Raw genomic sequence first — 15,395 nt, 5'->3', positions numbered from 1 at the left:
AACGGTCCTCACCGGGGCGCGCGCAGCCGTTCCAGCAGCGCGTCCTCGGCCCGCTCGGCCCCCTGCCCCTCCCAGAACGTCACGGGCACGCCCCGGATGTGGCGGCCCCGGGGGTCCAGAAGATGGCCGGCGATCTTGAGCTGCCACAGGGCCACCGCCCGGTCCACGACGGCTAGCTCGGGGAAGCGGTCCGCCAGCCTGGCCTCGAACGCCCCGATGTCCTCGGCGGAGCGCAGCCAGACCGTCAGCATCAGATTGTGCGGGCCGGTCAGGGAGGCGCAGAGCCGGGTCTCCCGCATCCGGATGAGCTGGGAGGCGATGCGCGAGGTCTCGCCGGCCGGGGCGATGCCCCAGAGGGTGACCGAGACCGGCCAGCCGGACAGGCAGCGGGCCACCTCGCAGCGGTAGATCAGCGCGTCCTGCCGGTGCATGCGGTCCAGCCTGCGGCGCACGGTGGTGGGGCTGACACCGAGGCGTTCCGCGAGGCGGGCGGCAGGCTGCCGGAAGTCCTCGCTGAGCAGCAGGTAGAGCCGGGTGTCCAATGCGTCCGGGGCGGGCAGCCCGCGCCGGGGCATGGCCGGTGCCCGGTCCCTCGCGAGCAGGTCCTGGCTGTCCGGGTCCAGCCGGTCGAGCCGCCAGCGGCTGCCCTCGGTGTGGACGGCCGTCGCCGTCTGGGACCGGGTGGCGGACACCCCGGGCAGCCGGCCGAGGCGGAAGCCGACGTAGCGCGCCAGCATCGCCAGGTCGGGGAAGGCCGCGGTGAGCACGAGGTCCCGGGCGCCGGTGACGTGCTCGATGGTGATCAGGTGCGGATCGTCGGCGATCTCGGCCGCCACCTCGTGCAGCGCTCCGGCCGCACAGTCGACCTCGACGAACGCGATGATCGGCACCGTCGGCCCCACCGCCACCGTGTAACAGCTGAGCCAGGCGTGTCCGGCCTCCGTGAGCCGGTTCCAGCGGCGCGCCGCCGTCGAGGCGTCCACTCCGAGCACCTTCCCGATCTGCGCCCACTCCGCCCGTGGCGAGGTCTGGAGCGCGGTGATCAGGAGATAGTCCAGCTCGTCCAGCGGCTCCGGCTGATCCGTGCGCAACAGGCGCTCGGGGTGACCGGCCGCTATGTGGCCGGTGGATTCGTGCGTCGAACGGCTCATGAGGAGCGCTTTCCTGCGGACGATCATGGACAGGGGGTTCTGTTCCGCACGATACGCCCATGTCCCTGCTCCACGAGGCCCGTGACCTCGCCCCCGACCTGACCGCCCTGCGCCATGCCCTGCACCGGGAGCCGGAAATCGGCCTCGACCTGCCGCTGACCCAGGCGAAGATCCTCGCCGCGCTGGACGGCCTGGGCCTGGAGATACGCACCGGCAGGGCGCTGAGCTCCGTCACCGCGGTGCTGCGCGGTGGCCGGCCCGGCCCCGCCGTCCTGCTCCGGGGCGACATGGACGCCCTCCCGGTCCAGGAGGACACGGGGCTCGCGTACGCCTCGGTCCTCGACGGGCGGATGCACGCCTGCGGCCATGACCTGCACGTCACCGGGCTCGTCGGCGCCGCCCGGCTGCTGGCCGCGCGGCGGGAGGAGCTGGCCGGGGACGTCGTCCTCATGTTCCAGCCCGGCGAGGAGGGACAGGGCGGCGCGCAGATCATGATCGACGAGGGCGTCCTCGACGCCGCCGGGGAGCGGGTCGTCGCCGCCTACGCCCTGCACGTGATCTCCACAGGCGCACCCACCGGCTTCGCCGCGACCCGTCCCGGCCCCATGCTCGCCGCTTCGGACGCGGTCGAGGTCACGGTGCGCGGCCGGGGCGGGCACGGCTCCTCGCCGCACTCCGCCGCCGACCCCGTGCCCGCGCTGTGCGCCATGGTGACCGCGCTCCAGACGGCCGTCACACGGGAGATCGACGTCTTCGACCCCGCCGTCGTCACGGTCGGGAGGATCGAGGCGGGCACGGCCGCGAACGTCATCCCGGAGACCGCCCGCTTCGCCGCCACCGTGCGGACCTTCTCCGACGCCACCCACGCCCGGGTACGCGCCGCGTTCGAGCGGACCTGCCACGGTGTGGCCGCCGCGCACGGCGTGACCGCCGACATCGACTACGTCGAGCAGTACCCGCCGACCGTCAACGACGCGGGCGAGGCGGCGTTCGCGCTCGAGACCGCCCGGCGGGTCCTGGGGGAGGAGCACGTCTTCGAGGCGCCGGAGCCGATGGCGGGGGCCGAGGACTTCTCCTTCGTGCTCCGGAAGGTGCCCGGCGCCTTCGTCGGCCTCGGCGCCTGCCCGCCCGGCACCGATCCGGCCACCGCCCCGATGAACCACTCCCCGCAGGCCGTCTACGACGACGACGCCCTGCCGCACGCCGCCGCCCTCCTCGCGGGACTGGCGCTGCGCCGGCTCGGCAGCCCGCTCCCGCCGCAGGAGACCGCGTCCTTGGCCGGGGCCGCCTCCGCCCCCTCCTCGCAGCAGTAGCCCCATGACCGGGAGCAGCCACATGACCGGGAGCAGCCACATGACCGCCACCGCCACCCCGCCGCCGGACGCTCCTCCCGGGCAGCCGCTGCCCGCGTCCGTCACGGCCGTCGTCGGACTCCTCGTCCTCTTCGAGGTGACCAGCGGATTCCTGCAGGTCGGGCTCGCCCCGCTGCTGCCCGACCTGGCAGGCCACCTCGGGATCGGTTCGGCCGCCCTGAACTGGGTCGTCTCCGTGCAACTGCTGGCGGCTGCCGTCTGCGTCCCGCTGTTCGGCCGTCTCGGCGACCTGTACGGACACCGGCGGATGCTCCGGATCGCCCTGGCGCTGATCGCGGCGGGCACCGTCGTCGTGGCGCTCGCCCCGGACTACCCGACGCTCCTGGCCGGGCGGGTGCTGCAAGGGCCGATCGCCGCCCTGCTGCCCCTGGAGATCGCCCTCGTCCGGGACCGGCTCTCCGTCGCCGACGCGCGGCGGGCGATCGCCCGGCTGGTCGGCGCGCTGACGCTGGGCGCGATGGCCGGCGGGGTCGTGATGGGTCTCGTCGACTCCGCCTTCGGCAGCCTGCGGCTCACCCTGCTGGTGCCGGCCGCTCTCGCCGTGCTCTGCGTGCCCGTCTCCTTCGTCGCGGTGCCGGAATCGCGGAGCAGAGCCGGTGGCCGGGTGGACTGGGCCGGCGTGGTCCTCCTCGGCGGCGCCATGGTCGCCCTGCTGGGGGGCGTGTCCGGGGCGGAGGGAGGCTCCTGGGGCTCCACGCGGGTCCTGGGGCCCGTGGTGCTCGGGATCGCGCTGCTGGCGGTGTGGGTGCGGGTGGAGCTGCGCAGTGCTGAGCCCCTGGTCGACGTACGGGCGCTGGCGGCCCGGACCACCGCCCCGTTCTACGGTGCGGCCTTCCTGTTCGGCGTCTTCTACTTCGGGAGCCAGGCGCCGAACTCGTCCTTCTACGCGGCTGACCCGGAGGTCACCGGTTACGGGTTCGGGCTGAGCGCGCTCTCCATCTCGCTCGTCCTCCTGCCGGGTGCGATCGGCAGCGTCGTCGGTTCGCTGAGCACGGCCGCACTCGCCCGGCGTATCGGCTACCGGCCCACGCTGATGGCGGCCTTCGGGCTGGTCGCCCTGACCTTCCTGCAGTTCGCGTTCCTGCACGAGGAGATCTGGCAGATGGCGGCCGGGTCCGCGTTCACCGGCCTGGGGATCGGGCTGGCTCTCGGAGCGATGCCGACGGTGATCGTCGAGGCGTCCGATCCCTCCAGGACCGGGATCGCCGCCGCGCTCTACAACAACGTGAAGACGCTGGGCGGGGCCGTGGCGGGCGGTGTCTTCGCCGCCCTGCTCGGCGCGTTCCTCTCGGCGTCCACGGGCGAACCGGGCGAGGAGGGCTACACGGCGCTCTGGCTGGCGTCCTCGGCCGCGGCGGTCATCGCCCTCGTGGCGACCGCGGTCTCCCGGCGCCGCGAGGGGTGACCGCGGTCTCCCGGCGCCGCGAGGGGTGACCGCGGTCTCCCGGCGCCGTGGGGGTGACCGCGGTCCCCCGGCGCCGTGGGGGTGACCGCGGTCCCCCGGCGCCGGGAGGGGTTATCCCACCGGGCCCGGCACGGTCAGGGGCAGACCACCTGGTCGCCCGTGACCGTGCCGAACTCACCGCGCCCCGGATCCTCCGCCTTCACCCGCTTCACCTTGGTGAAGTCCGAGCCCGCCGTGACCTCCATGGTCGCGCCCTGCCCCTTCACCGCCCTCAGCTCGCAGCCGGGCAGCGCCGTGGCCAGGGACTTCGCCGACCGGTCCCACCGCGGGTCGTAGGTGACCTGGGTGCGGGTCAGGTTGCTCGGGCCGCCGTTCAGCGGGGCACGGGTGGTGTTGAAGCCGGTGGCGCGCAGCCCCGCGTCGACCTCTTGGCCGAGCCCGTCCTTCGGCGTCCCGTTGTAGACCTGCACCCGGATCTGTTCCGGGGCCACGTCGACGAGCGTCGCTCTGGGCTGCTTCGGCAGGTGCGCCGCGAGCGGCCGGTCCGCGCGCAGGGCCTGGAACATCTTCTTCGACTTCGCGGCGTCCCACTTCACCGTGGAGCCGATGCCCTTGACCGGGAAGCCCTTCTCCTCCAGCGGGACGGAGGCGAATTCGGACGAGGCCGGGGTGAAGCCGCGCATGGCCTTGCCGAGCTCCAGCATCTGCTCCGTACCGAAGCCCTTGTCGGCGCGGACCGATTCGAGCATCGACGCGGCGACCCGCTGGAACTTCACCGGGTTCATCAGCACACCGCTGCTGGTGGTCTGCTTGACCAGCGCGGCCATGAACTTCTGCTGGCGCTGCATCCGGCCGAGGTCGGCCGCCCCGTCGAGATGGCGGGAGCGTACGTACTGGAGGGACCGGCCGCCGTCGAGGCGGTGGGTGCCGGCGGCCAGGTCGAGTCCCGTGTAGGAGTCCTTCAGCGGCTTGGCGGTGCAGATCTCCACCCCGCCGAGGGTGTCGACCGTCTTCATGAAGCTGGTGAAGTCGACCTCCAGATAGTGGTCGATCTTGACGCCCGTCATCTGCTCGACGGTCCGCACCGTGAGGGTGGGGCCGCCCTCGGCGTACGCGGCGTTCAGCTTCACCGGATGGGCGGAGTGCTCCTTGCCCGTGGTGCCGTCGGTGTGGGCCGGGAGCTCGGCGTAGCTGTCGCGCGGAAGGCTGACGACGCTGGCCCGCTGCTTGTCGGCCGAGAGGTGGACGAGCATCAGGGTGTCGGTGCAGTGGCAGGGGGCACCGCCCAGCCTGTACTTCTTCTTCTCCGCCTTGGTGATCCTGTCGCGGCCGTCGGTACCGACGAGCAGGAAGTTCATCCCGTGGCCGCCCTGGGGGCGGTTCTTCATGTCCTTGAACGGGTCGACCCGGTCGATCCCCGTCTCCAGGCCGCTCACCACGGCGTGGCCGATCCCGCCGGCGCCGAGCACCAGCACGGACAGCCCGGTGGCGACCCGCATGCCCCACCGTGGCGGCGGCTTCCGCCTGCCGGCCCGCTTCCGTGGCACGGCGCGGCCGCCCGGCTGCCGTGAGGACCTGCGCTGCGGGGAATCGGTGCGGGGGTGAGGTGGACGGGGCGATCGGTGCGGCGTGGGCACGAGGGACACCTCCGCGGTGCGAGTGGGACTTTCGCACGGTAGGCCCATACGATCTGCAGACCGGGGAGAGACCCGGCGGCGCGCGCCGCTGTCCCCCGTTCGCGGTAACGTGGCGGCCGAATCACGCCGCCTCCTGGGGTGCGAAAACCCCCGGAACCCTGGCACCCCCGAGGACCCCCTGAGGACCACATGTCTGCCGCGCAGTACCCCGCCGTCTCCGTGATCATGCCGGTGCTCAACGAGGAACGCCATCTCAGGAACTCGGTCCGGCACATCCTGGAGCAGGAGTACGCCGGCGAGATGGAGGTGGTGATCGCACTCGGCCCCTCGGACGACCGTACGGACGAGATCGCCGCCGAGCTGGTCCGGGAGGACTCCCGGGTCCACACCGTCCCCAATCCGACAGGCCGCACCCCGGCCGCGCTCAACGCCGCCATCAAGGCGTCGCGTCACCCGATCGTGGTACGGGTGGACGGCCACGGCATGCTCTCGCCGAACTACATCGCGACGGCGGTCCGGCTCCTGGAGGAGACCGGCGCGCAGAACGTCGGCGGCATCATGAACGCCGAGGGCGAGAACGCCTGGGAGGACGCCGTCGCCGCCGCGATGACGTCGAGGATCGGCGTCGGCAACGCGGCGTTCCACACCGGCGGAGAGGCCGGTCCGGCCGAGACAGTGTTCCTGGGGGTCTTCCGCCGGGAGGCGCTGGAGCGGGCCGACGGCTACAACGTGGAGTTCATCCGCGCCCAGGACTGGGAGCTCAACTTCCGCATCCGCGAGGCGGGCGGCCTGATCTGGTTCTCGCCCGAGCTGAAGGTGCAGTACCGCCCGAGGCCCAGCGTGCGGGCCCTCGCCAAGCAGTACAAGGAGTACGGCCGCTGGCGCCACGTCGTGGCCCGCTACCACTCCGGTTCGATCAACCTGCGCTACCTGGCCCCGCCGGCCGCCGTCTGCGCCATCGCGGCGGGTGTCGTCGTGGGCGCGGCCGTCACCCCGTGGGCGTTCGTCGTGCCGGCCGGGTACGCCGCGGCGATCGTCGCCGGATCGCTGCCCGCCGGGAAGGGCCTGCCGCTGAAGGCGCGGGCGCAGATCCCCGTGGCGCTGGCCACCATGCACATGTCGTGGGGATACGGCTTCCTGACCAGCCCCCGCTCGCTCGCGAAGAAGGTCATCGCCAGCCGCCGCCCGTCCGTCCGGGAGCAGACGGCCTGACCGCGGGACAGCCGTGAAGGGCCCCGCCGGCGCCGGCGGGGCCCTTCGCACACCTACGGCATCACCAGGTGTAGTTCGGGTTGATCTCCATGCACGCTTCCTCGTCCGCACCGTTGAGGGGGTTCGCCGAGTCCGGCGTCTTCTCATCGGCGGCCTTGGCCGGGTACGCCTCGTCCTCCCGCCAGTCCGCTCCCACGGCCAGCACGATGCCCGACACGTCGGTCGACTTCTTCACCTGGGACACCGGGACGCCGAGCGCCTTGGCGACCGCCCGGGCGTCGCCCTCCAAGTCCGCGCTGGGGTAGAGGATGCCGGTCGTGGCGGCCGGCTCGACGTTCTGCGAGTCGATCGACGCCTTGGCGAAGCCCGCGTCCGTGAGCAGGTCCTTGACCGCGGTCGCGCGGCCCTGGGCGGGACCGAGGGCGTCCGTGGCGGAGGCGTTGCGCACGCTGACCGCGATCTCGTCGTCGGGGGCCGCCGTGTCCTTGGCGACGGGCGTCTTGCGCTTGGACGCCTTGCCGTCCAGCGGGATGTCCTCACGGATCATCCGGAACACCTGCTCGGCCTCCTCGGCCTTCGGGTACACGCGCCCCGCGTACTTCCCCGTGCCGTAGACGTTGGGCATGGTCGTCATCGTGATGCGGTCGGTCGGGGCCTTCTTGAGCTCCTCGGCCAGGTCGTACAGCTTCTTGACCGTGTCGAGGCCCTTGTCGACCGTCAGCGCGCTGGTGGCCGCCTCGGCGAGGTTCATGAGCTTTCCGGGGTCGGTGAGCTTGGTGCCCTTGCGCAGCTCGCGGACCATCGAGTTCAGGTACTGGTGCTGGGCCTTGGTGCGGCCGAGGTCCGTGTTGTCCTCGAAGCCGTACCGGGTGCGCAGCCACTGGAGGGCCTGCTTGCCCTTGACGGAGGTGGTGCCCTCCTCCAGCTTCAGTCCCGAGCCCTTCCCGTCGCTGCTGTGCGAGTAGACATTGGCCTTGACGCAGACCGGGACGCCGCCGATGGCGTCGGCCATGGAGACCACACCCGCGAAGTCGATCATCATGAAGTGGTCGATCGTGATGCCGGTCAGTTCGTACCAGGCGGCAACGGTGCACCCGGGGCCACCGCGGCCGAGGCTCTCGTTGGTCTGGACGTCGAGCGTGCTGGCCGCGTACACCTTGCCGGAGTCGGGGTCGGTGCACTTGGGCATCTTCAGCATGGTGTCCCGCGGCATGCTGACGACCGAGATGTTGCTGCGGTCCGCGGAGAGGTGGAGCAGCATCTGGACGTCGGCGAGCGGCGTGCCCCCGAAGGTCTCCTTGGCGCCGCCCAGCTTCTGGTTGGCCTCGGAGTCACGGGCGTCGGACCCGATGAGCAGGATGTTGAGAGGCGTCTGTCCGGCGGCGTTGGCCTTGTGGTCGGCCATGTCCTTGTCGCCGAGCGTCAGATCCTCTTTCCTGATGTTCCCGTTGAGGTGCTTGTAGTACACGTAACCGGCGGCGCCGGTGCCGAGTATCAGCAGCGCGAGGACGGACGCCACCCAGCGCAGCACGCGTCTCCTCCCGCTCCTGGGGGTCCGCCGGGCCCGGCGGTCGGGCCGTCCCTGTCCTCCGTGCTCCGGCTGTGCGGACCGGTTCCGCCGGCCGTGGCCTCGCCGTCCGGCCCGGCCGGCGGCATCCGCCCCGCCGGGGACGGCCGGACCGTCGTGCCGGCCGTGAGGCCGCGTCTCCTCCCCGCGCACACTGCTCCGTCCCACCTGGACCCCCTGCTTCTCAGAAATCTGCTTGTGGCGCGAGGACTGTCGTCACGTCGCGCGTTCCGCCGTACCCGCACCGGCCCACCGCATGTCCTCCGGCGCCTTTGCCGGTCCGGTGAGGGGGACTCCCCGCGCCCTCGAAGCCGGCGCTCGGGGGCCGGCGCCATCGCCATCGCCTGAAGACCCCCGGCGCGGCGTCGGCCTCCCCCTGCCTGACGCGGTGGCGGGCACCTCGCCGCGAGAGGCTGCGTATTCACGTCGGCCGGCGGGCCGGCCCGGTATACGCAAACGACCGGACGACTCTCTTCCGGAGTCGTCCGGTCGCAATTCGTCAGTGCCGGTCCGCAGGCCGGGGGCCCACTGGTCGGCGGGACCGATTTCGTCCGCCCGCCCACGGCTATGCGCATCCACGGTTGCCTGAATCCTCCGTCGGTGCCACACGAGGCGCCTTCCCCGGCAGGGCGCTCGGTCGCTCGCTCCGGCCGCGTGCGATCGGATGACCGAGAGCGCCGGATCGCGTCACACTATCCGGCGGAATCGGCCACAGGAGGCGTGCGTGACACAATCCACGCCCTTTACAACCGGGCATTCCGCCTATTCCACTCCGATTGCCGCCCATCGCTTGGGAATTGTTTTACGTGCCGCACGGGTCGTCCGCCGCATTCGAGCCCGAATAGGTGGGGGCGGGTGTCGGGCTTCCGCTGGTTTCGCCGGGCTTTTCGCCGGACGGGTCCTTCTCGGAGCTGTCACCCGCCTGTGAATCCCCGGAATCCATCTTGTCGGCGGGGACCACGGTGACGGGCTCGTCCTTCCGCAGCTGTGTGAACAGCCGGCCCGCGTCGGGCTGCACGAGCTCGTCGCGGTTCGGGTCGGCGCGGTAGGCGGTGCGGGGCACCGTCAGGAACTGCACCTTCTCCGTCGGCACGTTCCGCATCCCGCGCACCAGGTCGTACAGGTCCCGCAGGGAGTCGAGGTCCGGGTCGGTGGTGAGCGACTTGGTCGCCGCGTCCAGTACCGGGTAGAGCCGCGTCGGGTTCAGCAGCACGCCGTTGCTCTGCATCTTGTTGACGAGGGCCCCCAGGAACTTCTGCTGACGGTCCATGCGCTCGGTGTCGCTGCCGTCGCCGATCGACTTGCGGGCGCGTACGTACCCCAGGGCCTCCTCGCCGTCGAGCTCCTGACGTCCCGCGGGGAGCTTGAGATGGGCGTCGTCGTCGTCGACCGGCTCCTTGAGGCAGACCTCGACGCCGTCCACCGCGTCGACCATGTCCTTGAAGCCGTTGAAGTCGATGACCATGTGGTGGTCGACCCGGATGCCCGTCATCTTCTCGACCGTACGGATCGTGCACGCCGTGCCACCCAGCTCGAAGGCCCAGTTGAACTGGGCGAACTGTGCCTTCGTGGACTTGCCTTCGTCCGTGTGGCAGCTGGGGATCTCGGCCATCAGGTCGCGCGGGATCGACACCGCCGTCGCGCTCCTGCGGTCGGCCGCGAGGTGCAGCAGGATCGTGGTGTCCGAGCGCTGGCTGCCGCCGTCGTCCCGCCCGTAGGCGCTGTTCTCGCCGGAGCGGGTGTCGGAGCCGATGAGCAGGATGTTCTGGGCGTCGCGGGCGATCGGCAGCGGACGGTCCTTCTCGTACGCCTTCAGCTCGGCGGCCGCGCTCGTGTCGGTCGTGATGTTGCCGTCCAGCTTCTTGTACAGCCACCAGCCGACCCCCGCGGCGACCAGTACGAGGAACGAGGCGGCGAGGGCGGTCCAGCGCAGCCAATGGCGCCTTCCGCCGCGCGGGTCGCGCCCGGCCCGCTGGGACCAGGTCCCGTCCGCGGCCGGAGCGCCGTCGTCCGTGTCGTCGCTGCCGTCACCGGGGCCGCTGCCGTCGTCGGCGCTGCTCTCGCTTCCGCTTGTGCCGGACGCCGGGGGCGGGGGTGCGCCGGCGGAGGCGTCCTCCCGCGGGGCCGCCCCGGACGTGTTCTGCGGCCCGTCTGCCGGCTCGCCCCCGGCCGGGTGGTCCGGGCGTTCCGGTTCGGCCGGGGTGCCGGGGCTGTCGCTCACGTCTGCGTCCATCCTTCACGGTCGGCGGCGCGATGGGCCGCCGGTCGCAGAAGTAGACGGCTGAACCTCACGCTTGGTTGTGCATCCAGAGGGCATTCCCGGCGGTGCTTCGTACCGCCCGATCATGTACCGCCGTCGTTGATCAGTCCCGGGGGCTCGGCCCGCCGTGGGCCGGACGGGTGGCCTTCAGGGCGCTTGTCATACCGCCGTGCCGGTGATCCGCTCACTTTCGACGCGCTTGGCCAGCCCTTCGGTGTCCAGCCGGTCCAGATGGCGGCAGAGCACCACGGAGCCCCCCGCGGCCAGGGGCGCGAAGAGGCCGGCGGACAACCCCTCCCAGGTGTCGTACGTGCGTCCCGTCAGCAGCCTGGCCCCCGGGCCGAGCCCCAGCTCCGCCGCGTCCTCGCGGGCTCGGGCGACCAGCTGGTCCGCCGTCAGGCCGACGCCGCCCACGGTCAGGGCGGGGGCCGCCGGGTCCACCGGGGCGAACGGGGCGAAGCGGTCGCCCTGGCCCGGAACCTCCACCGCGTAGTCGGCGAACCCCTCGGGAACCTGCGGGAACCGGCCGCCCAGCGGGCGGAGGGCCAGCGCGATCCGCTCGCCGCGGCAGGCGCGGGCCCGGTCGAGCGAGTCAGGTCCGCTGACGACCAGATCGGCGGAGGCCGGGTCGCCCTGGACCTCCGCGACCACACCCACCGACGAGCAGGCGAGCAGCCAGACGGCCGACTGCCAGTGGGCGGGGAGCAGCAGGGCCAGCCGGTCGCCCGGCTCGGCGCCCAGGTCGCCCTGGAGCAGATTGGCGGTCTTGGCCACCCAATTGGCGAAGGTGGCCACCGACAGTTCGACGCGCTCTCCGGTTGCGTCGTCGTAGAAGGTGACGAGGGGGCGGGCCGGGTCCGCGGCGAGCGCGGATCGCAGCAGGTCGGCGGGGGTGCGATCGCTGGCGTTCATCCGCGCAAGGGTACGCGGCGGGCGCGCGCCCCGACGTGCGTGACGGGTGCCCCGTGCACCGGTTCGGCAGACGGGGCGTCAAGTCGACGCGACTGTACTCCAGTAGCCGGAAATGCCGGACTCTGTGAAGGATTTCCTGTATGCGTGCACTTCTTGCAACCTCGATCGGCGTCACCTGCGCGACGGCACTCACCCTTCCGCTCGCCGCGCCGGCACCCGCCGCCCCCGCCCAGGCCACGGTCGCACAGGCGCCCGCCGCCCCCGTCGAACCCGCGGGCTCGACCCAGTCCCTGCCCCTGCGGCCGCTCACCGACGCGGCCGAGCGGGCGACCGGTGAACCCACCGGGTCCATGAACCCCGACGCCGCGCAGGGAATCCTCCGGCGCGACTCGCACCGCTTCTCGCTCGTCGGCGTGGTCTGGGACGACGCCGACGCCGAACTCCACGGGACCGTCCAGGTCCGTACCCGCAGGACCGGCACCACCGGGTGGTCCGGCTGGCAGTCCGTCGAGACGCACAACACCGACCACGCCGCCGACTCGGGCAGCCCCGAACGCGAATCGGGCTCGGTGCGGGGCTCGACCGCTCCGCTCTGGGTCGGCGACTCGGACGGTGTCGAGGTGCGCGTCCGATCCGAGAACGCCGGGCCGCGCGGTGGCACCGCCGGCACCGCACCCCTCCCCGCCGGCCTGCGGGTGGAACTCGTCGATCCGGGCGACGACGGGGAGGAGTCGCGCGCCGACCACACCATCACCCCGTCGCCGGCTGCGGCGACACCCGCCACCGCGACACCTGCCACCGCGACACCCGCCACGGCCGCCCAGCCCGGCGCACTGCCCGAGTCCCAGGGCCTCACCATGGCCGCGGCCGAGAGCTCCGCCGTCAACGCCGACCTCGCCCCGCTGGGCGCCACCGAGATCCCCGCCCTGAGCAAGGCCCAGTCGGAGGAGCAGGCGGTCGTCGGGGCGGGCGCCAAGCCGTTCGTCGGCCCGCGCCCGGGCATCGTCACCCGCAAGGGCTGGGGTGCCGACGAGAGCCTGCGGGAGCGCAACTTCGCGTACACCTCGACCGTCAAGGCCGCCTTCGTCCACCACAGCGCCACCGGGAACAACTACACCTGCGCCCAGGCGCCCTCCGTCCTGCGTGGTATCTACCGCTACCACGTCAAGAGCAGCGGCTGGCGGGACTTCGGCTACAACTTCGCCGTCGACAAGTGCGGAAAGATCTACGAAGGACGTGCCGGCGGGGTGACGAAGGCGGTCCTCGGGGCGCACACGCTCGGTTTCAACACGAACAGCATGGGCATCGCCGTGCTCGGGACGTACAGCTCGAAGAACCCGCCCGCCGCCGCGGTCACGGCGATCGCCAAACTCACCGCCTGGAAGCTCGGTCTGTTCGGCCGCAACCCCAAGGGCAAGGTGACGCTCGTCTCCGGCGGCAGCGGCAAGTACAAGAAGGGCGCCAAGGCCAATCTCCACGTCATCTCCGGGCACCGCGACGGGTTCGCAACCGAATGCCCCGGAATCCGTCTCTACAAGAAGCTCGGCACGGCCCGGACCAGTTCGGCCAAGCTGCAGGGCCGCTGACCGGGAGGGCCCGAACGGTCTGCATACACTGGCCAGCCGAAACGAGGCCCGGCCCCAGCAGGAAGCAGAGACGGTGCTGTGACAGAGGCAAAAGAAGCGATCCTCCTGGTCGGCGGCAAAGGCACCCGGCTGCGTCCGCTCACCGTGCACACCCCGAAGCCGATGGTCCCGGCGGCGGGGGTGCCGTTCCTCACGCACCAGCTGGCGCGCGCCAGGGCGGCCGGAGTGGAGCACATCGTGCTCGCGACGTCCTACCTGGCGGAGGTCTTCGAACCGTACTTCGGTGACGGTTCGTCGCTCGGCCTCTCCATCGAGTACGTCACCGAGGACGAACCCCTCGGCACCGGCGGAGCCATCCGGAACGTGGCGTCGCGGCTGGCCTCGGGCCCGGACGAACCCGTCATCGTGTTCAACGGGGACATCCTCACCGGCCTCGACATCCGGGCCCTGGTCGCGGCGCACACCACCTCCGGGGCGGACGTCTCGCTGCACCTCACGCGGGTGGAGGACCCGCGTGCCTTCGGCCTGGTCCCGACGGACACCACGGGCAGGGTGACGGCCTTCCTGGAGAAGCCGCAGACCCCCGAGGAGATAGTCACCGACCAGATCAACGCGGGGGCGTACGTCTTCCGCCGGTCGGTCATCGACACGATCCCGGAGGGCCGGCCGGTCTCCGTCGAGCGCGAGACCTTCCCCGGGCTCCTGGACGCCGGCGCCCATCTCCAGGGCATGGTCGACTCCACGTACTGGCTGGACCTCGGCACCCCGCAGGCGTTCGTCCGCGGCTCGGCCGACCTGGTCCTGGGCCGTGCCCCGTCCCCGGCCGTCCCCGGCCGCTGCGGCGACCGGCTCGTCCTGCCCACCGCCTCCGTGGCCTCCGACGCCAAGCTCACCGGCGGTACGGTCGTCGGCGAGGGCGCGGTGATCGGCGAGGGCGCCAGGATCACCGGCTCCACCGTGCTGGACGGCGCCGTCGTCGGACCCGGCGCGGTGATCACCGACTCGCTGGTCGGGGCCGGTGCCCGCGTCGGCAGCCGCACCGTCCTCACGGGGGCGGTGATCGGCGACGGCGCCCAGGTCGGCGCCGACAACGAACTGAGGGACGGGATCCGCGTCTGGTGCGGTGCGGTCCTCCCGGACGCCGCGGTCCGCTTCTCGTCCGACCAGTGAACGCTCCTCGTCGGCCGTACCCTCGACAGGTACCCCCGACGACCTAGGAACTCAGCCGTGGCAGGACGCTTCGTACCCCGCACCACCGCCGTGCCCCGGCAGGAGCCCGGGGCCGGTCCCGGTGACGCCTCCGCCGCGCCGCGGACCCGGACCTGGACGCCGCAGGGCCCGCTCGACCTGCGGCTGGTCCTGAGCCCGCTGCGGCGCGGTCCGGCGGACCCCGCCTACCGGGCGCTGCCCGACGGGACCTTCTGGCGTGCGACCCGCACCCCGGCCGGCCCCGGCACCCTGCGCGTCTCGGCGGCCCACGACGGGCGGATCGCGGCGGCGGCCTGGGGGCCGGGCGCGCAGTGGCTCCTGGACGGGCTGCCGGCGCTGCTCGGCGCGGACGACACCCCGGACGACTTCCGGCCGCGCCACCGGCTGCTCGCCCTGACCCAGCGCAGCCGGCCCGGGCTGCGCCTGCTGCGCACCGGGCTGGTCATGGAGTCCCTGATCCCGTCGGTCCTGGAACAGAAGGTCACCACCGACGAGGCCTACCGCGCCTGGCGGCTGCTGCTCCGCACCCACGGCACCCCCGCCCCCGGCCCGGCCGAAGGGGACTTCGGACGTTACGGCCTGTACGTCATGCCGGACGCGAGGACCTGGTCGCTGATCCCGTCCTGGGAGTGGCACCGCGCGGGTGTGGACGCCAAGCGCTCCGCCACGATCCTGCGCGCGGTCCGGGTGGCCCGGCGGATGGAGGAGGCGGCCGCGATGGACCTTCCCGAAGCCATGGCCCGGCTGCAGCTGATCCCGGGCATCGGCCCCTGGACCGCGGCGGAGACCCTGCAGCGATCGAACGGCGCGGCCGACGCGGTGACGGTCGGCGACCTCCACCTGCCGGGCATCGTCGGCCACGCACTCGCGGGCAACAGGAACGCCGACGACGAGGAGATGCTGGCGCTCCTCGCCCCGTACGAGGGCCAGCGCCACCGTGCGACCCGTCTGATCATGCTCTCGGGCCACACCCCGGCCCGCCGGGCACCCAGGATGACGCCGCGCGACATCGCACGGCTGTAGCCGCCCCACGCCGGCGGCCGGCGCGCCGCGCCTCGACGTACCGCGTCCCAGCGCACCGTC

General features: G+C 72.5%; 11 protein-coding genes. 6 read left to right on the top strand and 5 right to left on the bottom strand.

Annotated features, from left to right (window positions below; translation table 11 throughout):
- Positions 1-8 precede the first annotated feature (8 nt).
- Positions 9-1,151: an Lrp/AsnC family transcriptional regulator gene (locus ACIRJR_RS29755; protein ID WP_403786281.1), complete on the bottom strand. Its 1,143-nt coding sequence runs from the start codon at positions 1,149-1,151 to the stop codon at positions 9-11.
- A 59-nt stretch (positions 1,152-1,210) separates the two neighbouring features.
- Here ACIRJR_RS29755 and ACIRJR_RS29750 point away from each other — a divergent pair, with 59 nt between their 5' ends.
- Both ACIRJR_RS29750 and ACIRJR_RS29745 read left to right on the top strand, forming a co-directional pair.
- The gene (locus ACIRJR_RS29750) at positions 1,211-2,464 is read left to right on the top strand and encodes a M20 family metallopeptidase (RefSeq protein WP_403786279.1); all 1,254 of its coding nucleotides are present in this window, start codon (positions 1,211-1,213) and stop codon (positions 2,462-2,464) included.
- Between the two features lie 22 nt (positions 2,465-2,486).
- Positions 2,487-3,929, top strand: a complete 1,443-nt coding sequence (locus ACIRJR_RS29745) for an MFS transporter (RefSeq protein ID WP_403786277.1) — start codon at positions 2,487-2,489, stop codon at positions 3,927-3,929.
- Between the two features lie 134 nt (positions 3,930-4,063).
- Here ACIRJR_RS29745 and ACIRJR_RS29740 read toward each other — a convergent pair whose 3' ends face one another.
- Positions 4,064-5,428, bottom strand: coding sequence for an LCP family protein (locus tag ACIRJR_RS29740; protein WP_403786275.1), 1,365 nt, complete (start codon positions 5,426-5,428; stop codon positions 4,064-4,066).
- A 327-nt stretch (positions 5,429-5,755) separates the two neighbouring features.
- On the opposite strand from ACIRJR_RS29740, the gene ACIRJR_RS29735 reads away from it, so the two are divergent.
- Positions 5,756-6,778, top strand: coding sequence for a glycosyltransferase family 2 protein (locus ACIRJR_RS29735; protein WP_403786273.1), 1,023 nt, complete (start codon positions 5,756-5,758; stop codon positions 6,776-6,778).
- 61 nt (positions 6,779-6,839) lie between these two features.
- On the opposite strand, the gene ACIRJR_RS29730 is transcribed toward ACIRJR_RS29735, so the two are convergent.
- The 3 genes from ACIRJR_RS29730 to ACIRJR_RS29720 all read right to left on the bottom strand — a co-directional run bounded on the left by ACIRJR_RS29730 (position 6,840) and on the right by ACIRJR_RS29720 (position 11,517).
- Positions 6,840-8,513, bottom strand: coding sequence for an LCP family protein (locus ACIRJR_RS29730; protein ID WP_403786271.1), 1,674 nt, complete (start codon positions 8,511-8,513; stop codon positions 6,840-6,842).
- Positions 8,514-9,147: 634 nt separating this feature from the next.
- Positions 9,148-10,578: an LCP family protein gene (locus tag ACIRJR_RS29725; RefSeq protein WP_403786269.1), complete on the bottom strand. Its 1,431-nt coding sequence runs from the start codon at positions 10,576-10,578 to the stop codon at positions 9,148-9,150.
- A 186-nt stretch (positions 10,579-10,764) separates the two neighbouring features.
- The gene (locus ACIRJR_RS29720) at positions 10,765-11,517 is read right to left on the bottom strand and encodes a TIGR03089 family protein (RefSeq protein ID WP_403786267.1); all 753 of its coding nucleotides are present in this window, start codon (positions 11,515-11,517) and stop codon (positions 10,765-10,767) included.
- A 140-nt stretch (positions 11,518-11,657) separates the two neighbouring features.
- Here ACIRJR_RS29720 and ACIRJR_RS29715 point away from each other — a divergent pair, with 140 nt between their 5' ends.
- From ACIRJR_RS29715 to ACIRJR_RS29705, 3 genes are all read left to right on the top strand, one after another.
- Positions 11,658-13,103 carry a peptidoglycan recognition protein gene (locus ACIRJR_RS29715; protein ID WP_403786265.1) on the top strand — a complete coding sequence of 482 codons (1,446 nt, stop codon included), beginning with the start codon at positions 11,658-11,660 and terminating at the stop codon, positions 13,101-13,103.
- Between the two features lie 78 nt (positions 13,104-13,181).
- Positions 13,182-14,273, top strand: a complete 1,092-nt coding sequence (locus tag ACIRJR_RS29710; protein WP_403786263.1) for a sugar phosphate nucleotidyltransferase — start codon at positions 13,182-13,184, stop codon at positions 14,271-14,273.
- Positions 14,274-14,330: 57 nt separating this feature from the next.
- Positions 14,331-15,335 carry a DNA-3-methyladenine glycosylase family protein gene (locus tag ACIRJR_RS29705; protein WP_403786261.1) on the top strand — a complete coding sequence of 335 codons (1,005 nt, stop codon included), beginning with the start codon at positions 14,331-14,333 and terminating at the stop codon, positions 15,333-15,335.
- Positions 15,336-15,395: the final 60 nt, after the last annotated feature.

Source organism: Streptomyces sp. NPDC102402 (assembly GCF_044765765.1).
GTDB lineage: Bacteria > Actinomycetota > Actinomycetes > Streptomycetales > Streptomycetaceae > Streptomyces.
The sequence above is the reverse complement of the archived record's forward strand: the minus strand, read 5'-3'. Positions and strand labels throughout refer to the sequence as shown.